Raw genomic sequence first — 25,594 nt, 5'->3', positions numbered from 1 at the left:
ACGGCGCAGGGCGCCGTCAGGCGGGCAGTACTCATGGCACAAGGACGGCGCAACGTCGGGAGGTGCTATGACCGAGCACGCCAAGTACGCGGAGTCCAGGGAGGTAGGCGAGCAGGCCCGCGAGAAGGAGTGGACGCGGCCCAGCTTCGCCAGGCAGCTCTTCCTCGGTGACTTCCGGCTGGATCTGGTGTATCCGGCGCCCGCGCTGTCCGACGAGGCGACCAAACGCGGGGAGGACTTCGTCAGGGCGCTGCGGCGCTACCTCGACGCGCACGTCGACCCGGCCCTCATCGAGCGGACCGCGCAGGTGCCCGACGACGTGGTGAAGGGACTGGCGGGGCTCGGCGCGTTCGGCATCACGATCAGCGAGGAGTACGGCGGCCTCGGGCTCCCCTACCTGTACTACTGCCGCGCCCTCATGCTCGTCGGGTCGTACTGCCCGGCGCTGGCCACCCTGCTGTCGGCGCACCAGTCCATCGGCGTGCCCCAGCCGCTCAAACTGTTCGGCACCGAGGAGCAGAAGCGCGAGTTCCTGCCCCGGTGCGCGGCCGGCGAGATCTCGGCGTTCCTGCTGACCGAGCCCGACGTCGGCTCCGACCCCGCCCGGCTGTCCACCACCGCGGTCCGCGACGGCGACGAGTACGTGCTCGACGGCGTCAAGCTGTGGACCACGAACGGCGTCGTCGCCGACCTGCTGGTGGTCATGGCCAGGACCGGCAAGAAGATCAGTGCGTTCGTGGTCGAGGCCGACACGCCCGGCATCACGGTCAAACGGCGCAACACCTTCATGGGCCTGCGTGGCATCGAGAACGGCGTGACCGAGTTCTCCCAGGTCAGAGTGCCCGCCAGAAACCTCATCGGGGCCGAGGGCCAGGGTCTGCGGATCGCGCTCACCACGCTCAACACCGGCCGCCTGTCGCTGCCCGCCACCTGCGCGGGCAACGCCAAGTGGGCCGTGAAGATCGCCCGGGAGTGGGGCAACGAGCGGGTGCAGTGGGGGCGCAAGATCGGCAAGCACGAGGCCGTGGCCACCAAGATCGCCTTCATCGCGGCCACCGCGTACGCGCTGGAGGCCGTCTGCGAGCTGACCGGCCGCCTGGCCGACGACCAGAGCAACGACATCAGGATCGAGGCGGCGCTGGCCAAGCTGTACGCCTCCGAGCTGTCCTACCAGGCGCTCGACGAGCTCATCCAGGTCAGGGGCGGGCGCGGCTACGAGACGGCCGAGTCGCTGGTGGCCAGGGGCGAGCGCGGGGTGCCGGCCGAGCAGATGCTGCGCGACTCGCGCATCAACCGCATCTTCGAGGGCTCCTCCGAGATCATGCGCCTGATGATCACCAGGGAGGCGGTGGACGCGCACCTGTCGGCCGCCGGCGAGCTGATCAACCCGGAGGCCTCCCGGCACGAACGCACCCAGGCGCTGCGCCGGGCCAGCCGCTTCTACGCCAAGTGGCTGCCCACGCTGGTGGCCGGGACCGGCAACCTGCCCACCGCGTACGCCGAGTTCGGCCCGCTGGCCGCCCACCTGCGCTTCGTGGAGCGGACCAGCAGGAAGCTGGCCAGGTCCACCTTCTACGGCATGTCCCGCTGGCAGGGCAGGCTGGAGCACAAGCAGTCCTTCCTCGGCCGGATCATCGACATCGGGGCCGAGCTGTTCGCCATGACGGCCGTGTGCGTCAAGGCGGAGGACGACTCCAAGGACCTCGGGCGCAGGCCGTACGAACTGGCGGACTCCTTCTGCCAGCAGGCCAGGCGGCGCGTGGACGCGCTGTTCGACCGGCTCTGGGACAACAGCGACAGCCAGGACGTACGGCTGGCGGCGTACGTGCTCGAAGGCCGGTACGGCTTCGTGGAGGAGGGCATCCTCGACCCGTCCATCGAGGGCCCCTGGATCGGCACGCCGGAGGGCGGGGGCAACGTGCGGAGAAAGATTCTCTGACGTCCGGTCTAGACCGGTTGTGCGAACTTTCCCACCCGAGTGTTGCGAAACCGAGACTATCCGGTATAGACCGGCTGCTTAACTCAGGCTTACGCTGACGCAAACACGGGTGAGCCATGGCTCGCACGCCCCAATCCCCCTGGGCGGGGTCCGTTGGCTGGTACGGACCAGCGTCACCCGTCCGAAGAGAAGGCGGTATCTCCAGTGAACATGAAGCTTGTGGGCGGCGCCGCCCTGGGCCTGGTCACCACGCTGGTCCTGTCCAGTTGCGGATCCGGCGGATCCGGCGGCGGCGGTGGCGGCGGTGGCGACACCCAGGCGTCGGGAGGCGGCCAGGTCACGCTGAAGATGGTCGCCGCCGACTACGGTGACGGCCCCGGCAAGCCGAACTCGGGCGAGACGTTCTGGAAGGGCGTCGTGGACGAGTTCCAGGCCGCCAACCCGAACATCAAGGTCGAGGTCCAGGTCATCAACTGGAACGACATCGACAAGCAGGTCGCCACCATGGTCCAGAACGGCCAGGTGCCCGACATCCTGCAGACCGGCGACTACTCCGGCTTCGTCAAGGACCAGCTCCTCTACAAGGTCGACGAGGTGCTGTCGCCGAACGTCTCCGGCGACATGCTGCAGAAGTTCGCCGACTTCGGGAAGGTGGACGGCGCCGCGTACGGCATCCCGTTCGTCTCCTCCGCCCGCGCGCTGTTCTACAACAAGGACCTGTTCGAGAAGGCCGGCATCGCCGAGCCGCCGAAGACGTGGGACGAGATCAAGGCGGCGTCCGAGAAGCTGAAGACGGCCGGCGTGACTCAGCCCTTCGGCCTGCCGCTCGGGCAGGAGGAGGCCCAGGCCGAGTCGTTCCTGTGGATGCTGGGCAACGGCGGCGGCTACAAGGACGCCTCCGGCAAGTGGGCGATCAACTCGCCGCAGAACGTCGAGACGTTCACCTACCTGAAGGGCCTGGTCGACGCCGGCCTGACCACCCCGAACCCGGGCACCAAGGACCGCAAGACGGTCTGGGAGGACTTCGGCGCCGGCAAGGTCGGCATGGTCAACGGCGGCCCCATGTCGATCCCGATCTTCGACGCGGCCGGCCTGAAGAACTACGGCGTCGTGCCCATCCCCGGCAAGTCCGGCCCGCTCGACACCACGCTCGGCGTCATGGACTGGATCATGGCGTTCAACAAGAACGGCCACGCCGCCGAGATCAAGAAGTTCTTCGACTTCTTCTACACCGGTACCGCCGCCCAGAAGATCTCCGACACCTACAAGCTGCTGCCCGTCACCAACGGCGGCATCCAGAAGCTGTCCGGTGACGAGAAGCTCAAGCCGTTCCTCGACGCGCTGCCGAACGCCAGCTTCTACCCGTTCCAGGACCCGAAGTGGGCCGAGGTGAACCCGGCGATCAAGCAGACCATCGGCGGGGCCGTCAAGGACGACCCGGCCAAGGTCCTCGGTGAGCTCCAGAAGACCGCCGAAGCGGCCGGCTGATCCATCGGGGTTCGTACGGTCGGTGCCCCTTGCCCGGGTGCCGGCCGTACCGTCCTGGAAAGGTGATTCATGAGAAGGTTGCGCGCCCTGGAGCCCATCGCCTGGGTCGGGCCCGCCGTCGTGCTCATCGTGCTGGTCGTGCTCTGGCCCGTGGTCGAGATGATCAGGTCCTCGTTCCTCGAGATCAGCCGGTTGGGCGTGGAGCGCGGGTACAACGGGTTCGAGAACTTCGAGAAGCTGTTCGGCGAGAAGGACTTCGCCGACATCATGCTCCGCAGCGTGGTCTGGGTGGTCGCGGTCGTCGTGCTGACCGTGCTGATCTCGCTCGCCCTCGCCCAGCTCTTCCACCAGCAGTTCCCGCTGCGCAAGGTGGCCCGGTGGGCGCTCATCGCGCCGTGGGCCGCGTCCGTGCTGATGACCGCGATCATCTTCAAGTGGATGCTCGACCCCGAGGTCGGGGTGATCAACCAGATCCGGCTCAAGCTGGGCTGGATCGACGCCATGGGCGGGGCCTCGGCCGACCAGCTCGGTGACGCCTCCACCGCCATGCCGTGGCTGGTGTTCGTCGCGGTGTTCGTGTCGGTGCCCTTCACGACGTACGCGCTGCTGGCCGGACTGGCGACGATCCCCTACGACGTGTACGAGGCGGCCACGATGGACGGGGCCGGCAGGTTCCGGACGTACTGGTCGATCACGCTGCCGCTGCTGCGCCCCGCGCTCACGGTCGCGGCGCTGATCAACGTGATGAACGTCTTCAACAGCTTCCCGATCATCTGGGCGATGACCCACGGGCAGCCGGGCTACTCGACCGCCACCTCGACGATCTTCATGTACATCCTCAAGGGCTCCGACATCGGTGAGTCGGCCGCCATGTCCGTCGTCAACTTCGGCATGGTGATCGTGCTGACCGTGATCTTCCTCAGGGTGTCGCGGTGGAACAAGGAGGTCGCGTGATGGCCGTCAACACCGCGCCGCCGCGGACCAGGCCCCACCACCACGCCAGGCCGACCCGGCCCTCGTCGCGCACCATGCCGCGGCTGAGGACGGTGCTCGTCGCCGGGAGCGCGTACGTCATCGCGTTCATCTTCGTGTTCCCGTACCTGGTGATGCTGCTGACCTCGCTGCGGTCCCAGGACACGCTGCGCGACGTGACGTTCTGGCCCGAGGAGTGGGTGTGGTCGAACCTCACCAACTTCTGGACCAGCGGGCTCGCCGGCAACCTGTGGGTGACGATCAAGGTGGCCGCGGGCTCGACCGTGCTCGTGCTGCTGGTGGCGCTGCCGGCCGCCTACTACACCGCCCGGCACCCGTTCAAGGGGCGCACCGCGTTCCTGATCCTGGTGCTCATCACCCAGATGTTCCAGCCCACGGCCATGGTGGTCGGCATCTACCGGGAGTTCTTCCAGTTCGGGCTGGTGGACTCGGTCTGGTCGCTGATCCTGGTCAACGCCGGGTTCAACCTGGCGTTCGCGGTGTGGATCCTGAACGCGTACTTCGCCTCGATCCCGCGTGAGCTGGAGGAGGCCGCGTTCATCGACGGGAACGGGCGCTTCGGCGCGCTGTTCAGGATCACGCTGCCGCTGGCCATGCCGGGCGTCATCACGGCACTGATCTTCACGTTCATCGCCGCCTGGAACGAGTTCGTGGTCGCGCTGACGCTGACCACGAGCCAGGCCAACCAGCCGCTCACGGTGGCGCTCAACTCGTTCATCGGGCAGTACCAGGTGGACTGGCAGAACCTGTTCGCCGGTTCGGTGATCGCCACCATCCCGGTGATCATTCTCTTCGCCCTGATCGAGCGGAAGGTGGTCGGCGGTCTGACCGCCGGCTCCATCAAGTGATCCGTCCGGCCGCCGCCACCACAGTGACGGCGGCCGGACGTGTCACGCCTGCGGCACCCGGGCCACGCAGAAGACCGTCTGGCCGAACGGCGGGCGGAAGAAGCGCTCGATGAACCGGGTCGTCGGCACGACCGTGCGGTCATAGATCTTGACCAGTCGCGGGTCGGGGTAGCCCACGCCGCCCCGGCGCACGGCCAGCCACCACGCGATGCCGCCGAGGAAGTTGATCGGCTTGAGCACGTCGACGTCGAGCCCGGCCTTGGCGACCGTGGCGGCCAGCGTCTTGGGCGTGTAGCGCTGGACATGGCCGACCTTGCGGTCGAAGTCTCCATAAAGCTGCATGTAGCCGGGCACCCAGATGATGATCCGGCCGCCGGGCTGCGTGACGTCGGCCAGCGAGCGCAGGGCCCCGGCGTCGTCCTCGATGTGCTCGAGGACGTTCATCATGACGACGGTGTCGACCTTGTCCTCGAGCGGGATGTTCGTCGGCAGGCCGAACTGCAGGACGCTGATGTCGTCGTTGTCGGCGAAGCGCTTCTCGAGCTGCTCGACGCAGTAGGGGTCGAAGTCGCTGACGACGAGCCGGTCGAGCCGCGGCAGGAACTGCTCGGCGAAGTGCCCCAGCCCGGAGCCGATCTCCAGCATCGAGCGGCCGACATGCGGAGCGACCATGTCGAACTCGTACTGCCGATAGTTCTTGGCCTCGTCCCCACCTAGGTGGTTCTCCAGGGCCTCGTCACCGGCCGCCGGTTGGACTACACGGTCATACCCAGACATAATCCCGTTCCTTCGAGGGGCTGTGGATTGCCCGAGTCTAATGCCCCGATCAGCGGTCAGGGGCACACGATCGGTGAACACCCTTCCCTGAAGGCCCTTCCATGCGGTGGAATCTGACTCGCCATGGACGACGACGAGGCGATCGCCCGTTCGCTCGAAGGTGACCTTGCGGCCTATGAGGTGCTGGTCGCCCGCTACAGCGCGCTCGCCCACCGCACCGCCGCCATGCTGGGAGCGGGCGACGAGGCCGAGGACGTCGTGCAGGAGGCGTTCGTCAAGGCGTTCCGCCATCTGGCGGGCTTCCGGCGCGACGCGCCCTTCCGGCCGTGGCTGCTGCGCATCGTGGCCAACGAGACCCACAACCTGACGCGGTCGCGGGGGCGCAGGTCCGAGCTGGCCATGCGGCTCGGCGCCACCGCCGACACGCGGGCCCCCGACGACCCCGAGGGCGCCGCCGTGGCCACGGACCGGCGCTCGCGGCTGCTGGCGGCGGTACGCGGGCTGCCCGAACGGGAACGTCAGGCGGTCGTCTGCCGGTACTTCTTACAACTGACGGAAGCGGAGACGGCACAGGTGCTCGACTGGCCCGTGGGCACCGTCAAGTCCAGCACCCATCGGGGGCTGGCGCGGCTGAGGGAGGAGGTGGGCAATGAGCTCGCATGAGCCGTACGACGATCTCGAGGCCGAACTCCTCGCCCTGGGCGACCTCCTCGACGTCCCCTCCCCGCCCCCGGCCGACGTGGCCGCGGCCGTCCGCGCCCGCCTCACCTCTGACCCCGAGGCCCCTGGCACCGAGACCACCGCCACTGAGACTTCCGACACCGAGGCCACCGACGTCGAGGCCCCCGAGCGGGATGTTCCCGAGCCCGCCGGTGGTGAGGGGCCCGATCCGGCGCACGGCCCCGTCGTCGGGCCCGTGCGGCCGCACACCCGGGTGCCGCGACGGCGGGACGCCGGCCGCCGGCCGCCCGCACGGAGCCGCCGCAGAAGATGGCTGGTCGTCTCGGCCGTGGTCGCGGTCGTCGTCGCCATCACGGCCGCCACCCCCCAGGGCCGGGCGGCGGTGGCCCAGATCCTCCGCTTCGCCGGGATCGAGCTGCGGATCGGCGACACCCCGCCCCCGCCCGTCACCACCACGGCGCCCCTGCCCGGCGAACGCACCGTCCCCCTGGCCGAGGTGCCGGGCCAGGTACGGTTCCAGGTCAGGACCCTCAAGGAGCCGGGCCCGCCGGAGCGCGTCACCGTGGCCGACAGCGGCAGGGTGGTGTCCATGTTCTGGCCCGGCGGCATCAGGTTCGACCAGTTCGACGGCGCCCTCGACCCGATCTTCTTCAAGAAGCTGGGCCCGCCCTGGCCCGACTACGTCAAGGTCGGCGCGTACAACGCCTGGTGGCTCCCCGGCGACCACCCCCTGGGCTACATCAAGCGCCAGGACGGCACCGAGGTCCCCCTGCGGCAGGCCGCCCCCACCCTCATCTGGGAGCAGGGCACGCTCAACTACCGCCTGGAGGGCCTCAGGACGAAGGAGGAGGCCATCCAGGTCGCCACGTCACTCCAGTGACCCGGCCAGCCAGTCGTCCACGCCCTTCAGCAACTCCTTGCGCACCGGCTCGGGCGCGGCCGACGACCGTACGGACTGGCGGGCCAGCTCCGCCACCTCGGGGTCGCTGAACCCGTAGGACTCCCTGGCCAGCTCGTACTGCCGCAGCAGCCGGGTGCCGAACAGCAGCGGGTCGTCGGCCCCCAGCGCGATCGGCACCCCCGCGTCGAACAACCGCCGCACCGGTACGTCGGCCGCCCGCTCGGCCACGCCCAAGCCCACGTTCGAGGTGGGGCACACCTCGCAGCAGATCTGCCGGTCGGCCAGCCGCCCCATCAGCCACTCGTCCTCGGCCGCGCGCACCCCGTGCCCGACCCGGTCGGCCGCCAGGTCGTCCACGCACTGCGCCACGCTGCGTGGCCCCAGCAGCTCGCCGCCGTGCGGCACGGACAGCAGCCCGCCGCGCTTGGCGATCCTGAACGCCCGCTCGAACTCCCTGGCCTCGCCCCGCCGCTCGTCGTTGGACAACCCGAAGCCCACCACGCCCTTGCCGGCGTACTGGGTGGCGAGCCGGGCCAGCGTGTTCGCGTCGAGCGGATGGCGGATCCTGTTGGCCGCCACGACCACCGCCATCCCGACACCCGCGTGCCGGGAGGCGGCCGCCACCGCGTCCAGCACCAGCTCCAGCGTGGCCGTCAGCCCGCCGAAGCGCTGCGCGTAGCCCGAGGGGTCGACCTGGATCTCCAGCCAGCGGGACCCGGCCGCCGCCTCGTCCTCGGCCGTCTCGCGCAGCAGCCGGTAGACGTGCTCGGGCCGGGTCAGCACGGACCTGGCGATGTCGTAGAGGCGCTGGAACCTGAACCACCCGCGCTCGTCGGTGGCCCGCAGCCTGGGCGGCCAGTCCTGCTCCAGCGCGTCGGGCAGGTGCAGCCCTTGCTCCCTGGCCAGCTCGAGCAGTGTGGAGTGCCGCATCGAGCCGGTGAAGTGCAGGTGAAGATGGGCCTTGGGAAGCGCGTGCAGGGGCCGTGGCATTTGCATATCTTGCCACTCAACCTGGGGCCGGGTTCGCGCGTTGGGGAGGGCGAAAGGGGACCCTCGCTCATGACAGATGACGACGAAGCGGCGTTCGACGAGTTCCTCGCCGCTCGGAGCACCTCGCTGCTGCGTACCGCGATCCTGGTCTGCGGAGCGACCAAGCACGACGCCGAGGACCTGGTCCAGCACGCGCTGGAGAAGGTCTACCGGAACTGGCCGCGCATCAGGCGCGACAACCCTGAGGCGTACGCGAAGAAGGTCGTCGTGAACGCCGCGATCAGCAAGGCGCGCCGGCGCAAGGTCGTGCAGGAGATCACGTTCGCCCGCCCGCCGGAGACCGCGGCCGGCTCTCCCGACCTCGACCTGCGCGACACGCTCATCGGCGAGTTGCGCAGGCTGCCGCCCCGGATGCGGGCCGTGCTGGTCCTGCGCTACTGGGAGGACCAGTCCGAATCGTCCACCGCGGCCCTGCTCGGCTGCTCGGTCGGCAGCGTGAAGAGCCAGGCGGCGCGGGGGCTCGCCAGGATCCGCGAACACTTGAATGTCGCAAAGGAAGTGACCAGATGACGATCGAGGACGAGCTCGCCGACGCCATGAAGGCGCACGTCGCCGGTGTGCAGGCGGCACCCGACCTGGGCCGGTCCGTACGCCGCCGGCACCGCGCCCACGTGCTCCGCTTTCGCGTGGGCGGCGCCGCGCTCCTCACCGTGGCGGTGGCGGCGGCCGTACCGGTGGTGGTGAACTCGTCCGAACCCGCGACCACCCCCAACGCCGCCAGCGGCCAGGACCGCGCCGTCATGCTGCCCGACGTGACCGTGCCCGACGTGACGGGCAAGCGCGGCACCGAGGCCGCGGCGATCCTCCGCCAGGCCGGGCTGGTGACCTCGATCTCCGGGGCCGAGGTGAGGGACGGCCGGGTGACCGGGCAGGAGCCCGCCGCCGGTCTGCAGGTCGCGCACGGCAGCCACGTGAGCATCACCATCGAGCCACCCGTCCAGATGCCACAGGACCTCGGCGACCTGGGCGACGGGCGGGAGTTCGGCGGCATCCGGCTCGACTACCTGCCGGAAGGGCTCGAATGGGGCAAGTGGTCCGGCAAGGACGGGTTCGGGAAGCACAGCTACACCACGAGCTTCGTCAAGCCGGGCGCCGAGCCCGGCCACTACGCGGTCCAGGCGATCGTGTTCGAGGGCGAGGCCACCGAGCAGCTCTTCGCCAACTTCCCCAAGAAGGACGCCGAGGCGTTCGACGCCGGAGGCAGGCAGGCGTGGCTGGCGACCCTGTCGGAGGGCGGCGAGGCCGTGGCGCACGGTTCTGAGGGGGGCACGCTCACGATCCTCCTTGAGCTCCGCGACGGCCTGGCGGTCGAGGTGTGCGTCAGCCCCGACTACGCCAAGGAGGTGGACGGCGCGGTCGAGCTGAAGAAGATCGCCGAAGGCGTGCGCGCCATCAAGTAGCGGCACGGTACGGACGGCGCCCACCGGGGGATCATCGAGGCATGATCTCCGAAGGGCAGGACATCGGCCAGGTGCCGCGGGCGGCGCTCGCGGCCCTGGCGCTCGCCGCCGCGGCCGTCACCATCTACCTGCTCTTCTCCACGGGCTTCGGCCGCCCCCCGTCCGCCGCCATGGAGCCGCCGCGACCCGCCCCTCCGCCCCGGGCGCCGGGCGGCGTCACCACGCTGGAGACCGCCCTCGGGGTGGTCTCCGGCGACTTCTGGCTCACCGCCCTGCCCAAGGGGCTCGAACGCGAGGGCGGGGGAGCGATCGCGCCGCGGGGCGGCTGGGCCAGGTTCGGCTCGGCGGCCGGATTCGTCGAGGCCCGGGTCGACCACGGCGACGTGGCCGCCGGCTGGAACGACTACCGCGGGCGGATCAGCCTGCTGAACGCGCGCCCCACCACCGTGCGCGGCAGGCCCGCCGTGGCCGGCAGGCATCCGGCCGGCGGCCGGGTGATCGCCTGGCTCGAACGCGAGGGCACGGGCGCGTGGATCCGGGTCAGCGACTCGTTCGGCAGGGAACTCGTCGCTCTTGCCGCTTCCGTCCAGGCTCCTGTAGGAGACTAGGAGCCTTTTCCCTGCGAAAACCACTCATGTCATGGGGGCCTCGATGCGGCGGCTGGCGGCGGTGCTCCTCATGTTCGCGCTCACGGCGTGCGGCGGCGGAGCCGATGAGGCGCCGGAGCCCCAGGCCACCCCGCCGCCGCCCAAACCGGCGTTCACGCGCGCGACCACCGCGCTGTCCTGTGGCGCCACCAAGGTGCGGATTCCCGCCACGATTCCCGGTATAGACCGGGCGGGCTCGTTCGCCCGCCTCGACTCGCTCCAGCGGCCGCTCAGGGTCAGGGGCCTGATCTGGAGCGACGACGACGAGCGCGTGTACGTGGGCGTGGTGTGCGGGGTCAGGACGGCCGAGCAGTTCGCCACGGTGGTGGCCAGGTCGGCGCTGACGGTGTACAGGGGCAGGCCGGCGCTGCACTGGACCACGCGTACGGGCCTGCGCAACTTCATGTGGCTGGAGCGGCCGGGCACCGCCGTCTACGTCGCCGCGACACCCGGCCTCGCCACGGAGATCAGATCGATCGCCGCGGACATCACCACGGGCTGAGCTCAGCGCGCGTCGGACAGCAGCTTGCCCAGCCGGCTGACGCCCTCCACCAGGTCGTCGTCGCCCAGCGCGTAGGACAGCCGGAAGTAGCCCGGCGTGCCGAACGCCTCACCCGGCACCACCGCGACCTCGGCCTCCTCCAGGATCAGCTCCGCCAGTTCGCTCGACGACTGGGGCCGCCGGCCGCGCACCTCCTTGCCGATCAGCTCCTTGACCGAGGGATATGCGTAGAACGCCCCCATCGGTTCCGGGCAGAACACGCCCGGGATCTCGTTGAGCATCCGCACCATCGTCTGGCGGCGCCGGTCGAACGCCGTGCGCATCTCGGCCACCGCCGACAGGTCGCCGGACACCGCCGCGAGCGCCGCCATCTGGGAGATGTTGGAGACGTTGGAGGTGGCGTGCGACTGCAGGTTGGTGGCGGCCTTGACCACGTCGGACGGCCCGATCAGCCAGCCCACGCGCCAGCCGGTCATCGCGTAGGTCTTGGCCACGCCGTTGAGGATCACGACGCGGTCGCCCAGCTCGGGGACCGCCGTGGCGATGCTGGTGAACTCGGTGCCGCCGTAGACCAGGTGCTCGTAGATCTCGTCGGTCACGACCCACAGGTCGTGCTCGGCGGCCCAGCGGCCGATCGCCTCGGTCTGCTCACGGGTGTGCACGGCGCCGGTCGGGTTGGACGGCGACACGAACAGCAGCGCCTTCGTACGGTCGGTGCGCGCGGCCTCGAGCTGGTCGACGCTCGCCAGGTAGCCGGTGGACTCGTCGGTCACGACGTCGACCTGAACGCCTCCGGCCAGCTTGATCGCCTCGGGGTAGGTCGTCCAGTAGGGGGCGACGACCAGGACCTCGTCACCCGGGTCGAGCAGCGTCGCGAACGCCTCGTAGACCGCCTGCTTGCCGCCGTTGGTCACCAGCACCTGCGACGCCTCGGCCGCGTAGCCGGAGTCGCGCCGCGTCTTGGCCGCGATGGCCTGCTTGAGCTCGGGCAGGCCGCCGGCGGGCGTGTACTTGTGGTTGCGGGGGTCGCGGGCCGCCTCGATCGCCGCCTCGACGATGTAGCCGGGCGTCGGGAAGTCTGGCTCGCCCGCGCCGAAGCCGATGACGGGCCGACCGGCCGCCTTCATCGCCTTCGCCTTCGCGTCGACGGCGAGTGTGGCGGACTCGGAAATCGCGGAAATTCTCGCGGAGATGCGGGATCGAGTGGACATGTGTCCATGCTCCCACGCGGCTCCCACGCCGTCGTGACCTGGGCGATCACGTATTGGTTCGACGTGGACGGCAAGTACCCGTATGCTTTCGCCTGGTCCTTCCGCCGCATGTCGGCGAGCGGTTCGGTCCAGGCAGTGAGTCGATCAGGGTAGTCTGGTCAACGACATAGGGCACTGGCGCAATTGGTAGCGCACCGGTCTCCAAAACCGGCGGTTGGGGGTTCGAGTCCCTCGTGCCCTGCGAGTGCGGTCCGCGCAATAATGGGTGCGTAAGCGCGCCGCAAAAACTGCGTTGGATACGACAGATCAGGTGAGGACTGTGGCGATCGACACTCGCGGCGAGACCGCAGACAAGCCTAGTGGCGACAAGAAGTCTCGCACTTCTCCTGCCCTCTTCTACCGGCAGGTCGTCAACGAGCTTCGTAAGGTCATCTGGCCGACACGCAAGGATCTCATCACCTACACCACGGTCGTTCTGATATTCGTTCTGATCATGGTTGCGATCGTGTACGGGCTCGACGCCGCCCTCGGGTGGGCGGTCCTCAAGGTCTTCGGCGGGTCCTGACCGAGACCCCGTCGGTGTCGTCTGACGGAGTAGCCATTCGATACCAGGCAAACGACAGAGACGAAAGAGGAAGAGACACCGTGTCCGAGTCTTCTATTCCGGCCGACGAGTCCCGCGACGAGTGGGGCGACGAGCTGGAAGAGGCCACTGACGAAGCCGTCGAGGCGGCTCTCGAAGAGGCCGAGGTCGAGGAGAGCGACGAGGCAGCCGAAGACGAGGCGGCCGAGGACGAGACTCCCGCCGTCGAGGACGAGGCGGATCTTCCCGACGTCGACCCTGTCGAGGAGTTCAAGACCTCGCTGCGCGGCCTCCCCGGCGAGTGGTATGTCATCCACTCCTACGCCGGTTACGAGAACCGGGTGAAGTCCAACATCGAGAGCAGGAACGTCTCGCTCAACATGGAGGACTACATCTACCAGGTCGAGGTGCCGACGCACACCGTCCAGGAGTTCAAGAGCGGCAAGAAGGTGCCGGTCAAGGAGCGGGTGCTGCCCGGCTACGTGCTGGTGCGCATGGAGCTGACCGACGAGTCCTGGGCCGCCGTGCGCAACACGCCCGGCGTGACCGGCTTCGTGGGCCTGTCCAACAAGCCGAGCCCGCTCAGCCTTGACGAGGTCGCCAAGCTGCTGGCGCCGGAGCCGACCGAAGAGACCAAGAAGGCCACGGCCAAGTCGGCCAGCGGCCCCACGGTCGAGTTCGAGATCGGCGAGTCCGTCACGGTCATGGACGGCCCGTTCGCCACCCTGCCCGCCTCGGTCAGCGAGATCAGCCCCGAGTCGCAGAAGCTCAAGGTGCTCGTGTCGATCTTCGGCCGCGAGACTCCGGTCGAGCTCTCGTTCAACCAGGTCTCGAAGATCTGAGACGATCACATACACTAAGACGTTCGGCCGGCCGCCTAAACGCGACCAATGAGAAGTTCGCCCCACGGATCACCGCCGCGGTCTTAGCCGGGACCGGCAACCGGCGGCGCTCCGATGGACGACCTTCTCGTTGAGCAGGGCGGCCTCCAACGTGTCAGGGGCGCAACCCGCGACCCTGACAGGCATCGCAATCAGGACCCGGAGAAGGACAAATGCCTCCGAAGAAGAAAATCGCCGCGCTGGTCAAGGTGCAGTTGCCTGCCGGTCAGGCCACCCCGGCGCCGCCGGTGGGTACCGCGCTCGGTCCCCACGGCGTCAACATCATGGACTTCGTCAAGCAGTACAACGCTGCCACGGAGTCCCAGCGGGGCAACATCATCCCCGTTGAGATCACCATTTTCGAAGACCGCAGCTTCGTCTTCGTCACGAAGACGCCGCCGGCGCCCGAGCTGATCAAGAAGGCTCTGGGCCTCGACAAGGGCAGCGCGGTCCCGCAGCGCGACAAGGTGGGCAGGCTCAGCCGCGAGCAGCTTCGCAGCATCGCCGAGACCAAGATGCCCGACCTCAACGCCAACGACATCGAGGCCGCCGAGAAGATCATCGCCGGCACCGCCCGGTCGATGGGCATCACGGTCGCCGAGTAAGACTTCCCCAGCAGTCGTGGGAGGGCCGTCTGAACCCGGCCCGGACACCACTAGGAGTATGAAATGAAGCGCAGCAAGGCGCACAAGGACGCGGCCGCCAAAATCGACCGCGACAAGCTCTACACGCCCGTAGACGCCGCGAGGCTGGCCAAGGAGACGTCGGCCACCAAGTTCGACGCCACCGTGGAGGTCGCGCTCCGGCTGGGCGTCGACCCTCGCAAGGCCGACCAGATCGTGCGCGGCACGGTCAACCTCCCGCACGGCACCGGCAAGACCGCCCGGGTCCTGGTCTTCGCGACCGGTGACCGTGCCGAGGCTGCCCGCGAGGCGGGCGCCGACATCGTCGGCGCCGACGAGCTGATCGACGAGATCGCCAAGGGCAACCGGCTCAACGAGTTCGACGCCGTGGTGGCCACGCCCGATCTCATGGGCAAGGTCGGCCGCCTGGGCCGCGTGCTCGGCCCGCGTGGTCTCATGCCCAACCCGAAGACCGGCACCGTGACGCCCGACGTCGCCAAGGCCGTGACGGAGATCAAGGGCGGCAAGATCGAGTTCCGTACCGACCGGCAGGCCAACCTGCACTTCATCATCGGCAAGACGTCGTTCGGCGAGCGCCAGCTCATCGAGAACTACGCCGCCGCCCTTGACGAGGTGCTGCGTCTCAAGCCGTCGGCGGCCAAGGGCCGCTACCTGAAGAAGGTCACCTTCTCCACGACGATGGGCCCGGGTGTCCCGGTCGACCCCAACCTCACCCGCGGCCTCACGGCCGAGCTGGAGAGCTGATCCCTCCTTCGCACTGAAGGCTCGCTGAAGGCCCTCGCCCGACTCCGGGTGGGGGCCTTTCGCATGCGCCCAGCAGCCTCCAGGAGGGCCGTTGGGCCCCTCGGGGCCGCGCGGTGACAGGCGTGCTCGTGCTGCCGCCTGTGGTGCCGCCGTGTGGGCGATCGCGATGCCGGGCACCGTCTTCGGTGTGACGCTCGGCCTCGTCACCCGGACGAGATCATCCCGATTCCGCCGGAGCCTCGCCGGCGATCGCCCGGCTCGTCCCGCTGACCGTCGCCGCAGGTCCGGCCACGTTCCGTCGCGGCGATCTCCGCCGGGCCGCCGAGATGTGTGGAAAGTGTGCGGAAGGGGTGAGGGATAACCCTGGGTTTTCCCTTATTTGTGCGGGGAAGGCGCCCCAGCGACAAAACTTAAACGTAAGGTCAAAACATGCTGAAGCGCACGATAAGTATGACTGCGGCCGGTGCCGCGCTCGTCGTAGCCGCCGTCGCTGGTTGCGGATCGAACGCCCAGCCCATCCAAGTCAACCTGGCCGCCTCCGAGGTGCTCGCGCAGGCCGCGCAGAAGACCGCCGAGGTCACCAGTTACACGGTCGACGCCGTGGTGAACGTGACGCATCCCCAGGAAGGCAACGGCAAGGTTCAGGGCCGCATGCTCTACCAGAGCAAGCCCCAGCTCGCCGTCGACCTCACGCTCGACACGCTCAACATGGGGAGCCAGAGCCTGCCCGGCGGCATGCGTGCCGTGCTGCAGGGCGACACGGTCTACGTCCAGGTCGAGGCGCTCAAGACCCTCCTGGGCACCACCAAGCCGTGGATCAAGTTCTCGCTGAGCGAGATGGGCGGCGGTTCCAACGAGGTCAACCAGTACCTCACCCAGATCCAGCAGTTCGACCTGGGCAACATGACCAAGCTGGTCACGGCCTCGCAGGACGTGAAGTCCGTCGGCAGCGAGAGCGTCAACAGCGAGGACACCACCCACTACAGCGGCACGTTCCCCGTGGACGTCGCCGTGCAGCAACTGCCCGCCGACAAGCAGGAGCAGGCCAAGGCGAACCTGGCCGAGCTGAAGGACGTCAAGTTCGACATCTGGGTGGCCGCCGACGGGCTGCCGCGCAAGCTCGCGCTGAACGGCTCCAAGGAGGGCGCCACGCTCGACGCCACCCTGTTCTTCAAGGGCTTCAACGAGGCCGTCACCATCCAGACTCCGCCGGCCGACCAGGTCGGAGAGCTGCCGCAGCGTACGACCAACTGAGACCCGATACCGAGAACGATTTGGAAACTCGGCGGCCAGCACGTACTCTGGTCGTTGCCGAAGACCGCCGGTTGTCGCCAGGTGCCTCAAAGCCTGGCGGCCGAAGGATCCACATCATGTGGACGGCCCGCGCAGGTGTGATGCGAGTTTCCCACATGGTCTGATCCGTGTGAGTGAGCCCCGTGTGCGCCCTGCGCCCGGGGCTGTTCTCATTTCTGCGGGGCCCTTCGCCGGTGGCACATCTGGAAGGAGGCCCATGGCGAGGGCGGATAAGGCGACAGCGGTTGCCGAGCTCAAGAACGAGTTCGAAGGCAGCGCTGCCGCCGTTCTGACCGAGTACCGCGGTCTCACCGTCGCGCAGCTCAAGGAGCTGCGCGTCTCTCTCGGTGAGAATGCGAAGTTCGCCGTGGCGAAGAACACCCTGACCAAGATCGCGGCCACCGAGGCCGGTCTGTCGGGCCTTGACGGCCTGCTCACCGGTCCGACCGCGATCGCCTTCGTCAACGGCGACGTTGTCGAGGCGGCCAAGGGTCTGCGTGACTTCGCCAAGGCCAATCCCCTTCTGGTGATCAAGGGCGGCGTCCTCGACGGCAAGACGCTCGACGCCTCCGAGATCACCAAGCTCGCCGACCTCGAGTCCCGCGAGGTCCTCCTCGCGAAGCTTGCCGGTGCGCTCAAGGCGAAGCAGAGCGCTGCTGCCGCTGTGTTCGCCGCGCTGCCCACGCAAATGGCTCAGCTGGCCGAAGCCCTTCGCGCGAAGCGCGACGAGGCGGGCGAGTAACACGGGGATTGCCGCAGCTACCGCGGTCCCGTTCCTAGTTTTCTGCAAGTCCTAAACGTAAGGAAGACAACATGGCGAAGCTCAGCACCGACGAGCTGCTCGACGCGTTCAAGGAGATGACCCTCCTCGAGCTGTCCGAGTTCGTGAAGCAGTTCGAAGAGGTCTTCGACGTCAAGGCCGCCGCCCCCGTCGCAGTGGCCGCCGCCCCCGCCGCCGCTGGTGGTGGCGAGGCCGCCGCCGTTGAGGAGCAGGACGAGTTCGACGTCATCCTCGAGGCTGCCGGCGACAAGAAGATCCAGGTCATCAAGGAGATCCGCGCCCTCACGTCCCTTGGCCTCAAGGAGGCCAAGGACCTGGTGGACGGCGCTCCCAAGGCCGTCTTCGACGGCAAGGTCAACAAGGAGCAGGCGGAGAAGGCCAAGGCTGCCCTCGAGGGCGCCGGCGCCACCGTCACCGTGAAGTAATTCACGCAAGACGACGCTCTTCGAAAAGAGGCGGTCACACCCTGGTGCCGGGTGTGCCGCCTCTTTTCGCGTGTCCGGGGCCTCAGAAAGTTCTCATGCTCGTCTCATCGCCCCGCCAAGCGGCCTGCCTAGCGTGCGGGGTGTGGTTATCGAAGCGAAGTCTCGTTGGGCGCCGGCCGCGCTGCTTCTCGGCACCGGCGTGCTCTACCTCTGGGGTCTGGGGGCCTCGGGGTGGGCCAATTCCTTCTACTCGGCGGCCGTGCAGGCCGGAAGCCAGAGCTGGAAGGCGTTCTTCTTCGGGGCCTCCGACGCCGCCGGCGCCATAACGGTCGACAAGACGCCGGCCTCGCTGTGGCCGATGGTGCTCAGCGTGCGGCTGTTCGGGCTCAACTCCTGGGCCGTCCTCGTGCCGCAGGCGCTCATGGGGGTCGGCGCGGTGGCGATGGTGTACGCCGCCGTCCGCCGGTTGTTCTCCGCCTGGGCCGGGCTGCTGGCCGGAGCCGTGATGGCGCTCACGCCCGTGGCCGTGCTGATGTTCCGCTTCAACAATCCCGACGCGCTGCTGGTGCTGCTGCTGACCGTGGCGGCCTACTGCGTGATCCGGGCGCAGGAGCGCGGCGCCACGCGGTGGCTGGTGCTGGCGGGCACGGCGATCGGGTTCGCGTTCCTGGCGAAGATGTTGCAGGCGTTCCTGGTGCTGCCGGGGTTCGCGCTGGTCTACCTGGTGACGGCGCCGGTGGCGCTCTGGCGGCGGGTGTGGCAGTTGCTGCTGGCCGGTGCCGCCATGCTGGTGTCCGCCGGGTGGTGGCTGCTGGCCGTGGCGCTGGTGCCCGCGTCGGAGCGGCCCTACATCGGGGGCTCCCAGACCAACAGCGTGCTGGAGCTGGCGCTCGGCTACAACGGCATCGGGCGGATCAACGGGGGCGACTACGGTGGGCTGGGCAATCTCAACCAGCAGGCCGGATGGCTGCGGTTGTTCGACACCGAGGCGGGCGGGCAGATCTCGTGGCTGCTGCCGGCGGCGCTGGCGGCGCTGGTCGCCGTCACGTGGTTCACGCGGCGGGCGCCGAGGGTCGATCCGGTGCGCGCGGCCCTGTGGGTGTGGGGGAGCTGGCTGGTCGTGACCGGGCTGATCTTCAGCCTGATGCAGGGGATCTTCCACGCCTACTACACGGTGGCCCTGGCCCCGGCCATCGCGGCGCTGGTGGGCATGGGTGTGGCGGTGCTGTGGGAGCGGCGGGCGTACCGGCTGCTCGCCCTGCTGACGGCGGGGACGGCCGGCTGGTCCTACCTGCTGCTGGCGCGCAGCTCCGAGTGGAACCCGTGGCTGGGGGTGGCGGTGCTGGTCGCGGGGGTGGGGGCGGCGCTGGCGCTGGTGTTCTCGCGCCGGGTCGTGGCCGTGGCGGCGATCGCGGTGGTGGCGTGCCTGGCGGGGCCGGCGGCGTACGCGGTGGACACGGCCGCGTCCCCGCACACGGGGGCCATTCCGACGGCCGGGCCCGCCACCGGCGGGGGCTTCGGGAGGCCGTCCGGTGGCGGGTTCCAGCGTCCGGGCGGCCAGGCGTTCCGGCGGCCTCAGGGAAGTGACGGCGGCCGCGGGCGGGGCGGGATGGGCACGGGCGGGATGGGGCGCGGCGGGATGGGCGGGCTGCTCAACGCCGGCACCCCGGACGCCGAGCTGACCGCGCTGCTGAAGAGCGGCGCCTCCGCCTACACGTGGGTGGCGGCGGCCGTCGGCTCCAACAACGCGGCCGGCTACCAGCTCGCCGCCGGTCGGCCCGTGATGGCCGTGGGCGGCTTCAACGGCACCGATCCCGCGCCGACGCTCGAGCGGTTCAAGCAGTACGTCGCCGAGAAGAAGATCCACTACTTCATCGGCGGCGGCATGGGCGGCGGTCGTGGCGGCACGGGTGGCGGCACGGGCACCACCACGGGCGGCGACACGGGTGGCAGCGACGAGGCGGCCCAGATCGCGGCCTGGGTGCAGGACACGTTCACCGGCACCACGGTCGGCGGGACGACCGTTTACGACCTCGACACCGCCGCCCAGAGCTGAGCCCGCGGGCCGGGGACTGACAGAATCCAGCGATGGTCAACGCCACCCCGCACACCGTCCGCCTCTGGATCGCACCCCGGTCCGCGCGGTTCGCGGCCTTCTTCATCGATCTCCTGCTGTGGGCGCTGCTCGCCATCTGGATCGAGGCGGCGGCGGACCCGTTCCTGCAAGAAGGGGAGGAGCTGGTCGTCCTGGTCCCCGAGTTCCTCTACTACTGGCTGCTGCACGCCCGCTACGGTCAGACGCTCGGCAAGGCGCTCCTCGGGATCAAGGTGGTCGCGCGGGCCACGGGTAACCCGCCGTCGTTCAGGGAGTCGGCCGTCCGCGCGGGCTTCTACCTGATGGTGCCCCTGCTGCCGCTGGTGGGCTGGATCGTCGCGCTGGCCAACGGCCTGCACATCTTCCGGGATCGCCGGCACCGGTGCTATCACGACCGGCTCGCGGACACCGTGGTCGTCTCGGTGCCTCCGAAGGCGGCCGGTTAGCCGGCGGCGGCCCGTACCTGGGCGATGGCGCTGGTGTCCATGTAGTCCCTGGTGTGGATGATCCGGCCGTTCCTGATCCGGAGCACCAGGAGGCTGGGCACGGTGATCGAGCGTTCGTTCGCGGTGACGAGCGTGTCCTGCTCCACCACCACGACCTCCGGGTCGTCCGTACGGTGCAGCGCGATCCGGCGCACCTCCTTCGCCTCGATCCCGGTCGCGCCCCACATCCGGCGGTAACCGGCACGGATCTCCTCCCTCCCCTCGTACGCCGCCAGCCCCCCGAACGGGAACTCGTGCAGCCCGTCCTCGGCGTACAGGTCGGCCAGCTCGTCGGCCGACTTGTGCAGCATGGCCGCGTGGTAGCCCGTGACGATCTCTTCGATGCCCATGGCGGACCCCTTTCGTTTCGCTCAACAAGCGTAGAGTGAAAAGGTGAATTCGGTCAACGCATGTAGAGTCGGCGCGTGGGCGAGAACGTGCTGACGCGGGCCGAGAGGCGGCGCAGGAGCGAGGCCAGGATCCTCGACGCGGCCAGGGCGCTCTTCGCCGAAGTGGGCTACGAGCGCGCCACCATCAGGGGCATCGCCAAGGCCGCCGAGGTCGATCCGGCCCTCGTGATGCAATATTTCGGCAGCAAGCAGGAGCTCTTCCAGCAGGCCGTACAGGTGTCGCCGGCCGCGGAGCCGGGTGCGGAGGAGCTGGTCGAGCACCTGCTGGGCACGCTCAACGTCAAGCTGGGCGAGCTGCCGCAGAGTTCCCTGGCCATGATGCGCTCCATGCTCACCCACCCCGAGGCCGCCGCGTCGGCGCGGGAGGTGCTCGGCCGGCAGATCGACCGGCTCGCCGGCTCGATGACCGGTGACGACGCGCGGCTGCGGGCGGCGCTGATGACGTTGACCCTGCTGGGCGTCACCGTCGGGCACCAACTGCTGGAGCTCGACGAGCTGCGCGGGGTGCCGCAGGAAGAGCTGGCCCGTCTGCTGCGGCCCAGCCTGCGCGCGCTTACTGGACCTGACGTCTCATAACCGGCCGATAACAAGCTATTGGAACAGGTTCCAATTCGCCGGAACGCCGTTACGGTGATGACATCCCGCGCGTAAAGTGTGCGGCACGTTATCCCCTGAACACTCCCTGCGATCGGGAAGGCTGACAGTGGGCGTCGAAGTCGTGGTCGACGGGCTGACCAAGTCGTTCGGCCGGCAGGTCATCTGGGAGGACGTCTCGCTCACGCTGCCCGCGGGCGAGATCTCGGTGCTGCTCGGCCCCTCCGGCACCGGCAAGTCGGTCTTCCTCAAGACCCTGGTCGGCCTGCTGCGTCCCGACCGAGGCCACATCTGGATCGACGGCTACGACCTCGCCAACTGCAACGAGAACAAGCTCTACGAGCTGCGCCGCCTCTTCGGCGTGCTGTTCCAGGACGGCGCGCTGTTCGGCTCGCTCAGCCTCTACGACAACATCGCCTTCCCGCTGCGCGAGCACACCAAGAAGAGCGAGACCCAGGTCCGCCAGATCGTCATGGAGAAGATGGAGCTCGTCGGGCTGCTGGGCGCCGAGGGCAAGCTGCCGGGCGAGATCTCCGGCGGCATGCGCAAGCGGGCGGGGCTGGCCAGGGCGCTGGTGCTCGATCCGGAGATCATCCTGTTCGACGAGCCCGACTCGGGCCTCGACCCGGTCCGTACCGCCTATCTCAACCAGCTCATCGTCGACCTCAACTCCGAGATCGAGGCGACGTTCCTGATCGTGACCCACGACATCAACACCGCCCGCACGGTGCCCGACAGCATCGGGCTGCTGTTCCGGCGGGAACTGGTCATGTTCGGGCCGCGCGAGATGCTGCTGTCCAGCGACGAGCCGGTGGTGCGGCAGTTCCTCAACGCCAGGCGGCACGGGCCCATCGGCATGTCGGAGGAGAAGGACATCTCCGAGCTGGAGGCCGAGGCGCAGCTCGGGCATGATCCCGGCGCGCTGCCGCCCATCCCGCCGCAGCTCATGCCGACCGGCAACCGGATCCGGCGCACCCAGCAGCCGCCGGGCACCTGGCTGGCGGCCCACGGGGTGATCCCGCCGCAGGGGTCGTTCGTGGACGAACGCGGGCGCAACTGGCTGGATGAGTATCCCCGTCTCGTCAACGCCCATCTCCACGGCATCGGATAGATCACGACAAGAGCGAAGGGCCGCTCTTTTCGCGCCCTCACGTGACTACTTTCCGCGGGTTAAGCGTCGCACATGGTAGGGGTCCCTGGCGATGATGCTCGCCGCGGCCAGGGTGGCGGCCGTGCTGGGGGTGGGAGTTCGTCCGGCGGGTGTGGTTCATCGTCAGCGTTTGCGCGCTACCGACCGGCTGCTCGCCTCCGTGGACCCGCGCGATCTGGAGACGGTCGTCAGCGAGTTCGGGAAGCGTTCGGGACGGGCGGGGCGCATTCGGGGCGGCTGATCGGCGTGAGCGGCACGCTGCTCGGGCAGGGGGCCGAGGTGCTCCCTGAGACCGCCGGCCTCCCAGAGGGACGGGAAGGCCGTGCTGGAGGCTCAGCGGGCCTCTGAGGGCCATCTGAGGGCATTTGCGGGAGATCTGGCGACCTTGACCGATTCCCTCCGTGCTGGGTCGCGCGATCTGTCGAACATGCTCCGCCGCACGCGGTCGAGGGTGTTCGACCGCGCGGCCCGGTTGGTGGAGCGGCTCGTGGACGGCGTCGAGCCCCTTATGCGCCCGTTGCTCACCAACATGATCGCCGGAGGGCAGTCTGTCTCGGCCCTACGGCCGCGCCGCGACAGCCCGGCGGGGGCGTTCACGGTGGTGGACGAGGACAGGCCGCACGTCTGGTTCGACCTCAACCTCAACGTGCCACGCGCAGGACGAGGCACCCAGGTCGGCCCCGGGCGTACCGCACGGCAGCCGCGCCGGCGTGTGCGGGGAACGTGACGCGAGCCCATCCAAACCGCCTCCGTCGATTTCAGGGCTGTATGAGTGGGTCTCGCGTTATGATCCGGCGACCGGCCGGGGAAGGGGTGACCAGACGTGGCAGGACTCGCTGTTCGGCCGGCTCGGCTCCTGATCGCGGCACTCAGCGGAGTGCTCGCGGTGCTCGTCGGGACCGGCGTGTGGATCGCCGCGCAGGCGCGTGACGAGCAGGGCAGGGCAGGCGACAAGCAGGCGGCGCTGCTGGCGGCGGGGACCCACGCGAAGAACCTGGTCTCGCTCGACCACAAGACCGTGGACGCCGACGTACGGCGCATCCTCGACACCTCAACCGGGGCCGCCAGGGCCGAATACGCCGCCAACGCCGGCAAGCTCAGGTCCACCACGCTCGCCAACAAGGTCGTCCAGCACGGCGTCCTGCGCGCGACGGGACTGGTCTCGATGACGGGCGCGACGGCCAAGGTCCTGGTCGTGGCCGACGTGGAGATCCGCTGGGAGGGTTCGGACAGCGCGCCCCAGGAGCGCTACTACCGCTGGTCCATGGACGTGGCCAAGGTCGGCGGCCTCTGGCTGGTGTCGAAGGCGGTGCAGGTGACGTGAGGATCTTCACGATCGTGCTGCTGGGCGTCCTCGTGGCCGCGGCGGCCGTGCTGGTGCCGACGATGTGGTTCAACCTGCGCGACCTGCGGGCCGCCGACGCGGCCGGAGCGGCCGCCATGGCCGCGGCCAAGGAGGTCGCACCCGATCTGCTCTCGTACGACTACCGGACGGTGGAGGAGGATCTGGCCCGGGCGGGCACGTACACCACGGGCGAGTTGACCAAGCACTACAAGGAGCTGACCACGACTTTGGTGTCCCGGGCCAAGGCTCAGAAGGTCGTGCAGACCGTGGCCGTGGCCGGGGCCGGGGTGGAGCGCGCGGAGCCCGGCCGAGTAGAGGTTCTGCTGTTCGTGAACACTGGTACGGTCAAGGAGATCCCCGGTAAAGAAGGGCTCCAGCAAGAGTTCACCCAGAACCGCGCCAGGTTCGTCATGGTGCTGCAAGACTCTCGCTGGTTGGTGGCGGACCTGTCCACACTGCTGGGGACGGCCTGAGGCCCCGGGACTCCGCGGGCGCGTCGCTTCCTTCAATTGTTACCAAAAATCAGGTTTAGCGAAGCCCACGCGACGGGTATCTCAGTCACTGCTACACCGGTTGTCGGCATGGGTTCGGCCCCCGGTGTGACAGAGCGTTAACCGCCCCCGTTCGCGGGTATCGTCTTGGGCCTGGCGGTAGGCGATCGGTCACACAGGGGAGAAAACCCAGCGTCCGGGCCCCTAGTCGGCTAAAAGTCGGGCTTGTGGGCTTGACGTTTCCGCCTGAACGGGCGATGCTGCGACCAACGTGGAGCATGCAGCGAGGGCGAAGTGGACAGGCGTGTGCCGTTCGGCTACACTGCCCCTTTGCGCTGCCCTTTGACGACCCGTGATGCTTGCTCACGTTGCGAGGTTGTCTGGCGTGCGTGTAGTCAGTCCGCCGCGAGCCCTCGGAAGGACATCTGTTGGCAGCCTCGCGCAACGCCTCCGCCGTACCCGCTGGTCCCCGTCGCGTCTCATTCGCGCGTATTCAGGAGCCTCTCGAAGTTCCTGACCTCCTTGCCCTGCAGACCGAGTCTTTCGATTGGCTGCTCGGAAACGAGAAGTGGAAGGCCCGGGTAGAGGCGGCTCGTCAGGCCGGGCGCAAGGACGTCCCGACCCAGTCGGGCCTCGAAGAGATCTTCGAAGAGATCAGTCCTATCGAGGACTTCTCGGGGACCATGTCCTTGTCGTTCCGCGATCACCGGTTCGAGCCGCCGAAGTACTCAGTCGATGAGTGCAAAGACAAGGACATGACCTTCTCCGCCCCGATGTTCGTGACGGCGGAGTTCATCAATAACACCACCGGTGAGATCAAGAGCCAGACGGTGTTCATGGGCGATTTCCCGCTCATGACGCCGAAGGGCACGTTCATCATCAACGGCACCGAGCGTGTCGTGGTCTCGCAGCTCGTCCGTTCCCCTGGCGTCTACTTCGAACGCAATGTCGACAAGACGTCGGACAAGGACCTGTACGGCTGCAAGGTCATCCCGTCCAGGGGCGCCTGGCTGGAGTTCGAGATCGACAAGCGCGACAGCGTCGGTGTGCGCATCGACCGTAAGCGCAAGCAGGCCGTCACCGTGCTTCTCAAGGCACTGGGATGGACCAGCGAGCAGATCCTCGAGCGGTTCGGCCAGTACGAGTCCATGCGGGCCACCCTGGAGAAGGACCACACGGCCGGCCAGGATGACGCCCTGCTCGACATCTACCGCAAGCTGCGGCCCGGTGAGCCGC

At 68.8% G+C, this 25,594-nt stretch carries 28 protein-coding genes, 1 tRNA gene and 1 pseudogene; 26 read left to right on the top strand and 4 right to left on the bottom strand.

All coding sequences use genetic code 11. From position 1 onward, the window contains the following. Nucleotides 1–67 precede the first annotated feature (67 nt). From AB0I15_RS24760 to AB0I15_RS24745, 4 genes are all read left to right on the top strand, one after another. A complete protein-coding gene (locus AB0I15_RS24760; RefSeq protein WP_358099817.1) occupies nucleotides 68–1,939 on the top strand; it encodes an acyl-CoA dehydrogenase family protein in 1,872 nt (623 codons plus the stop codon). Nucleotides 1,940–2,149: 210 nt separating this feature from the next. After that, nucleotides 2,150–3,427 (top strand): extracellular solute-binding protein, encoded by a 1,278-nt coding sequence (locus AB0I15_RS24755; RefSeq protein ID WP_358100340.1) that lies wholly within the window; start codon nucleotides 2,150–2,152, stop codon nucleotides 3,425–3,427. Nucleotides 3,428–3,496: 69 nt separating this feature from the next. Further along, nucleotides 3,497–4,381, top strand: a complete 885-nt coding sequence (locus AB0I15_RS24750) for a sugar ABC transporter permease (protein ID WP_358099814.1) — start codon at nucleotides 3,497–3,499, stop codon at nucleotides 4,379–4,381. Beyond that, complete coding sequence (locus AB0I15_RS24745) at nucleotides 4,381–5,268, top strand: carbohydrate ABC transporter permease (protein ID WP_358099811.1); 888 nt, start codon at nucleotides 4,381–4,383, stop codon at nucleotides 5,266–5,268. The genes AB0I15_RS24750 and AB0I15_RS24745 overlap by 1 nt, the downstream gene beginning before the upstream one ends. A 42-nt stretch (nucleotides 5,269–5,310) precedes the next feature. Here AB0I15_RS24745 and AB0I15_RS24740 read toward each other — a convergent pair whose 3' ends face one another. Next, nucleotides 5,311–6,045, bottom strand: a complete 735-nt coding sequence (locus AB0I15_RS24740; RefSeq protein WP_358099808.1) for a methyltransferase domain-containing protein — start codon at nucleotides 6,043–6,045, stop codon at nucleotides 5,311–5,313. A gap of 123 nt (nucleotides 6,046–6,168) precedes the next feature. Between AB0I15_RS24740 and AB0I15_RS24735 the strand changes: the two genes are divergently transcribed. Next, nucleotides 6,169–6,708 (top strand): RNA polymerase sigma factor, encoded by a 540-nt coding sequence (locus tag AB0I15_RS24735; RefSeq protein WP_358099805.1) that lies wholly within the window; start codon nucleotides 6,169–6,171, stop codon nucleotides 6,706–6,708. After that, nucleotides 6,695–7,606, top strand: coding sequence for a hypothetical protein (locus AB0I15_RS24730; protein WP_358099802.1), 912 nt, complete (start codon nucleotides 6,695–6,697; stop codon nucleotides 7,604–7,606). Before AB0I15_RS24735 ends, AB0I15_RS24730 begins: the two co-directional genes overlap by 14 nt. On the opposite strand, the gene AB0I15_RS24725 is transcribed toward AB0I15_RS24730, so the two are convergent. After that, the gene (locus AB0I15_RS24725; RefSeq protein ID WP_358099799.1) at nucleotides 7,595–8,617 is read right to left on the bottom strand and encodes an adenosine deaminase; all 1,023 of its coding nucleotides are present in this window, start codon (nucleotides 8,615–8,617) and stop codon (nucleotides 7,595–7,597) included. The genes AB0I15_RS24730 and AB0I15_RS24725 overlap by 12 nt on opposite strands. Nucleotides 8,618–8,686: 69 nt before the next feature. On the opposite strand from AB0I15_RS24725, the gene AB0I15_RS24720 reads away from it, so the two are divergent. The 4 genes from AB0I15_RS24720 to AB0I15_RS24705 are packed head-to-tail and all read left to right on the top strand — an operon-like array spanning nucleotide 8,687 to nucleotide 11,226. Further along, nucleotides 8,687–9,187 (top strand): SigE family RNA polymerase sigma factor, encoded by a 501-nt coding sequence (locus AB0I15_RS24720; RefSeq protein WP_358099797.1) that lies wholly within the window; start codon nucleotides 8,687–8,689, stop codon nucleotides 9,185–9,187. Further along, complete coding sequence (locus AB0I15_RS24715; protein ID WP_358099794.1) at nucleotides 9,184–10,077, top strand: PASTA domain-containing protein; 894 nt, start codon at nucleotides 9,184–9,186, stop codon at nucleotides 10,075–10,077. Before AB0I15_RS24720 ends, AB0I15_RS24715 begins: the two co-directional genes overlap by 4 nt. Before the next feature lie 41 nt (nucleotides 10,078–10,118). Continuing rightward, on the top strand, nucleotides 10,119–10,685 hold the full coding sequence (locus AB0I15_RS24710; protein WP_358099791.1) for a hypothetical protein: 567 nt from the start codon (nucleotides 10,119–10,121) through the stop codon (nucleotides 10,683–10,685). 31 nt (nucleotides 10,686–10,716) lie between these two features. Beyond that, nucleotides 10,717–11,226 carry a hypothetical protein gene (locus tag AB0I15_RS24705; RefSeq protein ID WP_358099789.1) on the top strand — a complete coding sequence of 170 codons (510 nt, stop codon included), beginning with the start codon at nucleotides 10,717–10,719 and terminating at the stop codon, nucleotides 11,224–11,226. Between the two features lie 2 nt (nucleotides 11,227–11,228). Here AB0I15_RS24705 and AB0I15_RS24700 read toward each other — a convergent pair whose 3' ends face one another. Then, complete coding sequence (locus tag AB0I15_RS24700) at nucleotides 11,229–12,437, bottom strand: pyridoxal phosphate-dependent aminotransferase (RefSeq protein ID WP_358099786.1); 1,209 nt, start codon at nucleotides 12,435–12,437, stop codon at nucleotides 11,229–11,231. Between the two features lie 168 nt (nucleotides 12,438–12,605). Between AB0I15_RS24700 and AB0I15_RS24695 the strand changes: the two genes are divergently transcribed. From AB0I15_RS24695 to AB0I15_RS24650, 10 genes are all read left to right on the top strand, one after another. Continuing rightward, nucleotides 12,606–12,678, top strand: a tRNA-Trp gene (locus tag AB0I15_RS24695). A 78-nt stretch (nucleotides 12,679–12,756) separates the two neighbouring features. Continuing rightward, nucleotides 12,757–13,002: a preprotein translocase subunit SecE gene (gene secE / locus AB0I15_RS24690; protein ID WP_358099783.1), complete on the top strand. Its 246-nt coding sequence runs from the start codon at nucleotides 12,757–12,759 to the stop codon at nucleotides 13,000–13,002. A gap of 80 nt (nucleotides 13,003–13,082) precedes the next feature. Beyond that, a complete protein-coding gene (gene nusG / locus AB0I15_RS24685; RefSeq protein WP_358099777.1) occupies nucleotides 13,083–13,862 on the top strand; it encodes a transcription termination/antitermination protein NusG in 780 nt (259 codons plus the stop codon). Between the two features lie 212 nt (nucleotides 13,863–14,074). Further along, nucleotides 14,075–14,506 carry a 50S ribosomal protein L11 gene (rplK, locus tag AB0I15_RS24680; protein ID WP_358099774.1) on the top strand — a complete coding sequence of 144 codons (432 nt, stop codon included), beginning with the start codon at nucleotides 14,075–14,077 and terminating at the stop codon, nucleotides 14,504–14,506. A 63-nt stretch (nucleotides 14,507–14,569) separates the two neighbouring features. Then, nucleotides 14,570–15,289 (top strand): 50S ribosomal protein L1, encoded by a 720-nt coding sequence (gene rplA / locus AB0I15_RS24675; protein WP_358099771.1) that lies wholly within the window; start codon nucleotides 14,570–14,572, stop codon nucleotides 15,287–15,289. A gap of 450 nt (nucleotides 15,290–15,739) precedes the next feature. After that, nucleotides 15,740–16,543 (top strand): DUF1396 domain-containing protein, encoded by an 804-nt coding sequence (locus AB0I15_RS24670; protein ID WP_358099769.1) that lies wholly within the window; start codon nucleotides 15,740–15,742, stop codon nucleotides 16,541–16,543. Nucleotides 16,544–16,799: 256 nt separating this feature from the next. After that, nucleotides 16,800–17,324 carry a 50S ribosomal protein L10 gene (gene rplJ / locus AB0I15_RS24665; RefSeq protein ID WP_358099766.1) on the top strand — a complete coding sequence of 175 codons (525 nt, stop codon included), beginning with the start codon at nucleotides 16,800–16,802 and terminating at the stop codon, nucleotides 17,322–17,324. A gap of 71 nt (nucleotides 17,325–17,395) precedes the next feature. Further along, a complete protein-coding gene (gene rplL / locus AB0I15_RS24660; RefSeq protein ID WP_358099763.1) occupies nucleotides 17,396–17,788 on the top strand; it encodes a 50S ribosomal protein L7/L12 in 393 nt (130 codons plus the stop codon). A 142-nt stretch (nucleotides 17,789–17,930) separates the two neighbouring features. Then, nucleotides 17,931–19,844 carry a glycosyltransferase family 39 protein gene (locus AB0I15_RS24655; RefSeq protein WP_358099760.1) on the top strand — a complete coding sequence of 638 codons (1,914 nt, stop codon included), beginning with the start codon at nucleotides 17,931–17,933 and terminating at the stop codon, nucleotides 19,842–19,844. A 32-nt stretch (nucleotides 19,845–19,876) separates the two neighbouring features. Continuing rightward, complete coding sequence (locus AB0I15_RS24650) at nucleotides 19,877–20,329, top strand: RDD family protein (protein WP_358099757.1); 453 nt, start codon at nucleotides 19,877–19,879, stop codon at nucleotides 20,327–20,329. On the opposite strand, the gene AB0I15_RS24645 is transcribed toward AB0I15_RS24650, so the two are convergent. Then, entirely contained in the window at nucleotides 20,326–20,718 is a 393-nt protein-coding gene (locus AB0I15_RS24645) for a nuclear transport factor 2 family protein (protein WP_358099755.1), read from the bottom strand. The two genes, AB0I15_RS24650 and AB0I15_RS24645, sit on opposite strands and share 4 nt — an antisense overlap. Before the next feature lie 75 nt (nucleotides 20,719–20,793). On the opposite strand from AB0I15_RS24645, the gene AB0I15_RS24640 reads away from it, so the two are divergent. The 6 genes and pseudogenes from AB0I15_RS24640 to AB0I15_RS24615 all read left to right on the top strand — a co-directional run. Continuing rightward, nucleotides 20,794–21,354, top strand: coding sequence for a TetR family transcriptional regulator (locus tag AB0I15_RS24640; protein ID WP_358099752.1), 561 nt, complete (start codon nucleotides 20,794–20,796; stop codon nucleotides 21,352–21,354). A gap of 127 nt (nucleotides 21,355–21,481) precedes the next feature. Beyond that, entirely contained in the window at nucleotides 21,482–22,483 is a 1,002-nt protein-coding gene (locus AB0I15_RS24635; protein WP_358099749.1) for an ABC transporter ATP-binding protein, read from the top strand. Nucleotides 22,484–22,949: 466 nt separating this feature from the next. Then, nucleotides 22,950–23,249 (top strand): hypothetical protein, encoded by a 300-nt coding sequence (locus tag AB0I15_RS24630; RefSeq protein ID WP_358099746.1) that lies wholly within the window; start codon nucleotides 22,950–22,952, stop codon nucleotides 23,247–23,249. Between the two features lie 96 nt (nucleotides 23,250–23,345). Further along, nucleotides 23,346–23,846: a hypothetical protein gene (locus AB0I15_RS24625; RefSeq protein WP_358099743.1), complete on the top strand. Its 501-nt coding sequence runs from the start codon at nucleotides 23,346–23,348 to the stop codon at nucleotides 23,844–23,846. After that, nucleotides 23,843–24,340, top strand: a complete 498-nt coding sequence (locus AB0I15_RS24620) for a hypothetical protein (protein ID WP_358099740.1) — start codon at nucleotides 23,843–23,845, stop codon at nucleotides 24,338–24,340. The genes AB0I15_RS24625 and AB0I15_RS24620 overlap by 4 nt, the downstream gene beginning before the upstream one ends. A 446-nt stretch (nucleotides 24,341–24,786) precedes the next feature. Further along, nucleotides 24,787–25,594 (top strand): annotated as a pseudogene (locus AB0I15_RS24615) (DNA-directed RNA polymerase subunit beta); the annotation flags it as partial.

Source organism: Nonomuraea sp. NPDC050643 (assembly GCF_040654715.1).
In the GTDB taxonomy this organism is placed as follows: Bacteria; Actinomycetota; Actinomycetes; order Streptosporangiales; family Streptosporangiaceae; genus Nonomuraea.
The sequence above is the reverse complement of the archived record's forward strand: the minus strand, read 5'-3'. Positions and strand labels throughout refer to the sequence as shown.

Bases quoted from the DNA above. Each gene is read 5' to 3' on its own strand.
- rplL (WP_358099763.1), top strand. From the start codon at position 17,396: ATGGCGAAGCTCAGCACCGACGAGCTGCTCGACGCGTTCAAGGAGATG.
- AB0I15_RS24650 (WP_358099757.1), top strand. From the start codon at position 19,877: ATGGTCAACGCCACCCCGCACACCGTCCGCCTCTGGATCGCACCCCGG.
- AB0I15_RS24705 (WP_358099789.1), top strand. From the start codon at position 10,717: ATGGGGGCCTCGATGCGGCGGCTGGCGGCGGTGCTCCTCATGTTCGCG.
- AB0I15_RS24740 (WP_358099808.1), bottom strand. From the start codon at position 6,045: ATGTCTGGGTATGACCGTGTAGTCCAACCGGCGGCCGGTGACGAGGCC.
- AB0I15_RS24760 (WP_358099817.1), top strand. From the start codon at position 68: ATGACCGAGCACGCCAAGTACGCGGAGTCCAGGGAGGTAGGCGAGCAG.
- rplK (WP_358099774.1), top strand. From the start codon at position 14,075: ATGCCTCCGAAGAAGAAAATCGCCGCGCTGGTCAAGGTGCAGTTGCCT.
- AB0I15_RS24735 (WP_358099805.1), top strand. From the start codon at position 6,169: ATGGACGACGACGAGGCGATCGCCCGTTCGCTCGAAGGTGACCTTGCG.
- AB0I15_RS24710 (WP_358099791.1), top strand. From the start codon at position 10,119: ATGATCTCCGAAGGGCAGGACATCGGCCAGGTGCCGCGGGCGGCGCTC.
- rplA (WP_358099771.1), top strand. From the start codon at position 14,570: ATGAAGCGCAGCAAGGCGCACAAGGACGCGGCCGCCAAAATCGACCGC.
- rplJ (WP_358099766.1), top strand. From the start codon at position 16,800: ATGGCGAGGGCGGATAAGGCGACAGCGGTTGCCGAGCTCAAGAACGAG.
- AB0I15_RS24700 (WP_358099786.1), bottom strand. From the start codon at position 12,437: ATGTCCACTCGATCCCGCATCTCCGCGAGAATTTCCGCGATTTCCGAG.
- AB0I15_RS24750 (WP_358099814.1), top strand. From the start codon at position 3,497: ATGAGAAGGTTGCGCGCCCTGGAGCCCATCGCCTGGGTCGGGCCCGCC.
- AB0I15_RS24720 (WP_358099797.1), top strand. From the start codon at position 8,687: ATGACAGATGACGACGAAGCGGCGTTCGACGAGTTCCTCGCCGCTCGG.
- AB0I15_RS24645 (WP_358099755.1), bottom strand. From the start codon at position 20,718: ATGGGCATCGAAGAGATCGTCACGGGCTACCACGCGGCCATGCTGCAC.
- AB0I15_RS24730 (WP_358099802.1), top strand. From the start codon at position 6,695: ATGAGCTCGCATGAGCCGTACGACGATCTCGAGGCCGAACTCCTCGCC.
- AB0I15_RS24670 (WP_358099769.1), top strand. From the start codon at position 15,740: ATGACTGCGGCCGGTGCCGCGCTCGTCGTAGCCGCCGTCGCTGGTTGC.
- AB0I15_RS24630 (WP_358099746.1), top strand. From the start codon at position 22,950: ATGCTCCGCCGCACGCGGTCGAGGGTGTTCGACCGCGCGGCCCGGTTG.
- AB0I15_RS24715 (WP_358099794.1), top strand. From the start codon at position 9,184: ATGACGATCGAGGACGAGCTCGCCGACGCCATGAAGGCGCACGTCGCC.
- AB0I15_RS24725 (WP_358099799.1), bottom strand. From the start codon at position 8,617: ATGCCACGGCCCCTGCACGCGCTTCCCAAGGCCCATCTTCACCTGCAC.
- AB0I15_RS24745 (WP_358099811.1), top strand. From the start codon at position 4,381: ATGGCCGTCAACACCGCGCCGCCGCGGACCAGGCCCCACCACCACGCC.
- AB0I15_RS24755 (WP_358100340.1), top strand. From the start codon at position 2,150: ATGAAGCTTGTGGGCGGCGCCGCCCTGGGCCTGGTCACCACGCTGGTC.